We start from the raw sequence: 5,072 nt of genomic DNA, 5'->3' as shown, positions 1-5,072 counted from the left end.
CGGCACCCGCTCGACGACGCGCCCGACGGGGTGCGGGTGCTCGTCACCGGACCCGACGCCGACCTGACCGGAGCGCTGGCTCCCGCCGACGGCTTCGACGCGGTCGTCGACGTGAGCGGCAGTGCCGCGCTCCTCGGCCAGGCGATCGCCGCGCTCGGGTGGGGCGGTCGCGCGGCCTTCTGCGCGGCATCCGTCGACACGCGTCTCTCGATCGACGCGCGCGAGTTCTACCTCGCCCGCAAGCGCCTCGCCGGCGTCGCGAGCGCCGACCTCGACCAGGTGCGCCGCGCGCTCGACCTCGTGCGCGCCGGGGCCGTCCGACCGCGCATCGGGGCCCGGTACCCACTCGACGACGTCCGGCGCGCGTACCGCGAGTTCCCGACCACGACCCCCGGCAAGGTGATCCTCGATGTCCGCTGACCTCATCGACCGACCGCGACTGCGCGCCTCGCTGCAGCGCATCTCCGAGCGCACCCGCGCCGACGCGGCATCCGCCCGCATGCGCCCCTGGGTCGCCGCGCGACTCGAGGGCGACGTCGCGTCGATCTCCGAGTTCGAGCAGTACGGCACGCACTACTCGTTCCGATCCGACGAGTCCGCCGAGCGCGGCGGGCACGACTCCGCACCGAGTCCGATGCGGTACCTCCTCAGCTCGATCGCGTTCTGCATGCTCGGCTGGGCGGCGAAGACCTGGGCGGCGGCGGATGTCGCGGTGCGCTCGCTCGAGGCCGAGGTGCGGACGTGCCTCGACCTCCGGGGCGAGCACCTCGTCGAGGGCGCGCCGGCGCATCCGCTCTGGTTCGTGGTCGAGCTCCGCATCGACGACGACGCGCCGCCTGAGCAGGCCGTTGCGCTGCTGCGCGAGGCGGCGCGGCGGTGTCCGACGTCGTCGCTCGTGTCGAAGGCCGTGCCGCTGCACCTCGTGCTCGTCCAGCGCGGCTGGACGGTGCTCGACACCCGCCCCGACGACCTCAGGAACGAGCACCGAGAGGAGCAGGCCCGATGAATCGCGATCACGACACCGGCGACGGGGTGAACGGCGCGGGCCCGCTGGCGGGCATCCGCGTCATCGAACTCGGCCAGTACATCTCCGGGCCCTACGCGGCCAAGCTCCTCGCCGACCTCGGCGCCGACGTGGTGAAGGTCGAGTCGCCGGACGGCGACCCAATGCGGCGCTGGGAGGGTCGCGGCGCGATGAGCCCGCAGTTCGCCGCGTACAACCGCGGCAAGCGCGCGGCGTCGCTCGACCTGAAGAGCGACGAGGGGCTCGCCGCACTGCGCGAGCTCGCCGGCGAGGCGGACGTGCTCATCGAGAACTTCCGTCCCGGCGTCGCCGACCGGCTCGGATTCGGCCCCGACGCGCTGCGCGAGCTGAACCCCAGCATCATCACCTGCTCGATCACGGGCTTCGGCCCCGACGGGCCCTACGCCGCGCGGCCCGCGTACGACACGGTCATCTCGGCCGTCGGCGCGATGTACAGCCAGGTCGTGCCGGCCGACACGCTCCGCCCGCTCGGCCCGGCGTTCTCCGACCTGCTCTCGGGTCTCTCCGCGTCGCAGGCGATCCTCGCGGCGCTCCACGCCCGCGGGCGGCGCCCGGGCGGCGGGGGCGAGCACGTCGAGGTGTCGATGGTCGGCTCGCTCATCGACTTCCTCACCGAGGCCGCGTCGACCTACCTCGAGACGGGGCAGGTCGCCGGGCCGGACTCGCGGCCGCGACGCGCCCAGGCGTATGCCTGCGTCGGCTCCGACGGCAAGGCGTTCGTCATCCACATGTCGGTGCCCGAGAAGTTCTGGACGGGCCTCCTCGACGTGCTCGAACGACCCGACCTGGCGCACGACCCGCGCTTCGCGACGCGCGAGGCCCGCGTTCGCAACTACGACGGGCTCGACGCCGAGCTCAAGGCGATCACCGAGCGGATGCCGCGGCAGCACTGGCTCGACCGGCTCGCCGCGCACGACATCCCGCACGGGCCGCTGAACACCGTCGCCGACCTGTTCGACGACCCGCAGATCGCCTCGATGGGCCTCGTCGAGGAGATCGAGGGGCCGGATGGCGCGCCGCTGCGCGTTCCCGCACCGAGCACCGTGTTCCACGTCAGCGGACGGCCCGCGCTGCGGGCGGCGCCGATGCTCGGCGCGGGCGACGCCGATTCGCTCGCCCGCGGCGCGACATCCGTCGCCCCCGCCCACGACCTCGCACCGGAAGGGACCCGCGCATGACCAGCCCCGACGACCTCGTCGCCATCGACGTGCACACCCACCCGCAGACCGAGGAGTTCCTCGCCGCGATGGGCAAGCGCCACCAGCAGATGGCGAAGCACTTCGGGCGTGAGCGGCCCGTGGTCTCGTTCGCCGAGCAGGCCGATCAGTACCGCGAGCGGCGCATGATGGCCGTCATCGTGAACTCGGACTCCGAGACCACGTCGGGCATCAAGGGAGCGCCCAACGACCTGCTCGGGCGCGCGCAGGCCGATCATCCCGACGTGTTCCTCGCGTTCGCGGGCATCGACCCGTGGAAGGGCGAGGCGGCGATCGCCGAGATCCGGCGCATGCACGACGAGTACGGCATCAAGGGCGTCGGCGAGCTCAACCCGTCGCGGCAGAAGTTCCTCGCGAACGATGCGCGGTTCTTCCCGATCTGGGAGGCCTGCGCCGAGCTCGGGCTCGTCGTCATGTTCCACTCGGGCTTCCCGGGCGCCGGCGCCGGCACTCCGGGCGGTGGCGGCTACCGGCTCGAGAACGCCAGGCCCGTGCCCTACATCGACGACGTGGCCGCCGAGTTCCCCGAGCTGAAGATCATCAGCGCGCACCCGGCCTGGCCGTGGCACCTCGAGAACCTCGCGATGGTGTGGCACAAGTCGAACGTCTACCTCGACCTGTCCGGTTGGGCGCCGAAGTACCTGCCGCCCGAGGTCGTGCGGTACGCCGACTCGCTCATCACCGACCGCGTCCTCTTCGGCTCGGACTGGCCCGTGATGACCGCCGATCGTTGGATGGACGAGTTCGCCGAGCTGCCCTTCAAGGACGAGTCGCGACGGAAGATCCTGCTGGACAACGCCCGCGGGCTGTTCGGGATCTGAGACCCGTCCCCGCGACCGAGGAAAGGAACCCGATGGCCGAGCTCGTGCTCGCTGCGGTCACGCCGCACAACCCGCTCCTCTGGCGGGCCATGACCGATCCCGTGCCCGACGACCTGCAGCCGATCGCGGCGAACTTCGCCCGCATCCGCGAGGCGGTCGTCTCGCACGAGATCGACGTGCTCGTCGTCATCGGCACCGACCATCTCCGGCAGTTCTTCTACGACAACTCCCCCGCCTTCGCCATCGGGAAGGCCGACGCCTACCACGGCACGTGGGAGAACGAGGTGCGCACGTTCGGCATGGAGTACGCCGAGCTGACCGGCCACCGCGAGCTCGCGGATCGGATCGCGGGGCGCAGCGTGCAGCCCGACGCGATCGACTTCTCGGTGAGCCTGGAGTGGCGCCTCGACCACGCGTTCGTCATCCCGCTGCAGTACGTGCGGCCGGAACTCGACATCCCTGTCGTGCCCATCCATGCGAACGCGTCGATGCCGCCCGTGCCGTCGGTGCGCCGGTTCGTCGCGTTGGGGGAGCACCTGCGACGAGCGATCGAGGAGTGGGACTCGGATGCGCGGGTCGGGATCCTCACGTCCGGACACATGGCGAACGACGTGGGCGGCCCGCGCACGTTCGCCGGGTCACCGGACCCCGAGTTCGACGCGCTCGCCGCCGGATGGATGCGCGACGGCGACCTCGACGGCGCGATCCGAGTGTGCAGCGAGGTCGACCGCCTGACGGCGGCCGGCAGCATGACCTCGCAGTTCCTGAACGCGGTCGCGGCGCTCGCGGCGATGGGCGGCCGCGCCGCCGATGTCGTCGACGTGCCCGAGTCGCGCTTCTCCACGAGCCCCTTCTTCCTCTGGAGCACCCGCTGATGAGCAGGTACATGGTCGACAAGTTCATCCGGGCGGTCGAGCTCGGCGACGCGACCGTCGCCGAGTACGTCGCCGATCCGCCCGCGTTCGTCGAACGCTGGCTCGCGGGCGGCGGGACGCCCGCCGGGCCGACCGACGACCGTGTGCTCACCGAGGCCGAGCGCGCCGCGTTCGCCGCGCGCGACTTCGGCGCGCTGTACTCGCTCGGCGCGCACCCGTACCTCCTGTGGCACTTCACCGAGGCCGTCTACGAGCACGAGTACACCGAGGGCTTCGGATGGCGCGAGCTCGTCGAGCGCTACCGTGCCGCCGTCGCACCGCAGGGGCTCGTCGACTACATCCCCTGAACCCGCCGATCGGGCACGGGCGGCCCCGGCGATCGCCGTAATCCCCGCGTAAGCGGACGGTAAGCGCACCGTCACCGCTTCCCCGTCGCCGCCGCGACCGGTCGGGCATTGACTGCTGGAAGGCCGTCGGAACCGGCGGTCGAACGGAAGGGGAACCTCATGCACACCACTCGGATCCGCCAGCTGCTCGGTGCGGCGGCCGCTGCCGCCCTCACCGTCGGAGGGGTCCTGGCCGCGGCCCCGGCCGCGAACGCCGCGGGCGTGGGCGGGGCGTCGTTCTGGGTCGACGGCACCCAGTACCGCACGGTCGGCACGCCGACCGACTTCTCGGGAACCGGCGCGCCCGCCGGATCCTTCCAGCCGATCTACGCCTTCCCGGAGGGGACGCAGACCAACGTCGCGACGGCCGCGCCGGGCGACCCGGGGTACCGCGGCGGACGCTGGGTCGTCACCGAGGTGCTGCTGCCGAACGGCTATCCGGCGGCGCTCGCCTCCGGCGACCTCGACGGCGACGGCGTGCTCGACTCCGACGAGGAGCTGTGGGCGGCGGCCGACGCGGGCGACCTCGCCGTGGGCGGGGTGCTCCGGTACTTCGAGTGCCCGGTGATCCCGCTGCCGCGGAACGGCGGCTGAGTCAGTCGCGACGCTCGGGTGCGGCGCCGGCCGCGGCCTCCACGGCCAGGTCGAGCGCCGCACCCGCGAGCGCGGCCGAGGTGTCCGTGTCGCGCATCCAGAGCGGGGCGGATGCCGCGGCGAACCCGTCGGCG

The 5,072-nt window shown here is 72.6% G+C and carries 7 protein-coding genes; all 7 read left to right on the top strand.

Annotated features, from left to right (window positions below):
• Positions 1 to 420 (top strand): zinc-binding dehydrogenase (locus tag ESO86_RS11320; protein ID WP_165307687.1); only part of this gene is annotated, 420 nt, incomplete at its 5' end.
• Positions 410 to 1,006 carry an OsmC family protein gene (locus tag ESO86_RS11315; protein WP_129235074.1) on the top strand — a complete coding sequence of 199 codons (597 nt, stop codon included), beginning with the start codon at positions 410 to 412 and terminating at the stop codon, positions 1,004 to 1,006. The genes ESO86_RS11320 and ESO86_RS11315, both read left to right, overlap by 11 nt.
• Entirely contained in the window at positions 1,003 to 2,223 is a 1,221-nt protein-coding gene (locus tag ESO86_RS11310) for a CaiB/BaiF CoA transferase family protein (RefSeq protein ID WP_129235071.1), read from the top strand. The genes ESO86_RS11315 and ESO86_RS11310 overlap by 4 nt, the downstream gene beginning before the upstream one ends.
• Positions 2,220 to 3,083 (top strand): amidohydrolase family protein, encoded by an 864-nt coding sequence (locus tag ESO86_RS11305; RefSeq protein WP_129235070.1) that lies wholly within the window; start codon positions 2,220 to 2,222, stop codon positions 3,081 to 3,083. The genes ESO86_RS11310 and ESO86_RS11305 overlap by 4 nt, the downstream gene beginning before the upstream one ends.
• Positions 3,084 to 3,115: 32 nt before the next feature.
• Entirely contained in the window at positions 3,116 to 3,958 is an 843-nt protein-coding gene (locus ESO86_RS11300) for a DODA-type extradiol aromatic ring-opening family dioxygenase (protein ID WP_129235068.1), read from the top strand.
• On the top strand, positions 3,958 to 4,305 hold the full coding sequence (locus ESO86_RS19755; RefSeq protein WP_129235066.1) for a hypothetical protein: 348 nt from the start codon (positions 3,958 to 3,960) through the stop codon (positions 4,303 to 4,305). The genes ESO86_RS11300 and ESO86_RS19755 overlap by 1 nt, the downstream gene beginning before the upstream one ends.
• Before the next feature lie 159 nt (positions 4,306 to 4,464).
• Positions 4,465 to 4,938, top strand: a complete 474-nt coding sequence (locus tag ESO86_RS11290; protein ID WP_129235064.1) for a hypothetical protein — start codon at positions 4,465 to 4,467, stop codon at positions 4,936 to 4,938.
• Positions 4,939 to 5,072 lie beyond the last annotated feature (134 nt).

Origin of the sequence: Agromyces binzhouensis, assembly GCF_004135055.1 — a bacterium.
Taxonomy (GTDB): Bacteria; Actinomycetota; Actinomycetes; order Actinomycetales; family Microbacteriaceae; genus Agromyces; species Agromyces binzhouensis.
Note: the sequence above shows the minus strand (reverse complement) of the source record. Positions and strands in the feature narration are given on the sequence as shown.

Bases quoted from the DNA above. Each gene is read 5' to 3' on its own strand.
- ESO86_RS11315 (WP_129235074.1), top strand. From the start codon at position 410: ATGTCCGCTGACCTCATCGACCGACCGCGACTGCGCGCCTCGCTGCAG.
- ESO86_RS11310 (WP_129235071.1), top strand. From the start codon at position 1,003: ATGAATCGCGATCACGACACCGGCGACGGGGTGAACGGCGCGGGCCCG.
- ESO86_RS11305 (WP_129235070.1), top strand. From the start codon at position 2,220: ATGACCAGCCCCGACGACCTCGTCGCCATCGACGTGCACACCCACCCG.
- ESO86_RS11300 (WP_129235068.1), top strand. From the start codon at position 3,116: ATGGCCGAGCTCGTGCTCGCTGCGGTCACGCCGCACAACCCGCTCCTC.
- ESO86_RS19755 (WP_129235066.1), top strand. From the start codon at position 3,958: ATGAGCAGGTACATGGTCGACAAGTTCATCCGGGCGGTCGAGCTCGGC.
- ESO86_RS11290 (WP_129235064.1), top strand. From the start codon at position 4,465: ATGCACACCACTCGGATCCGCCAGCTGCTCGGTGCGGCGGCCGCTGCC.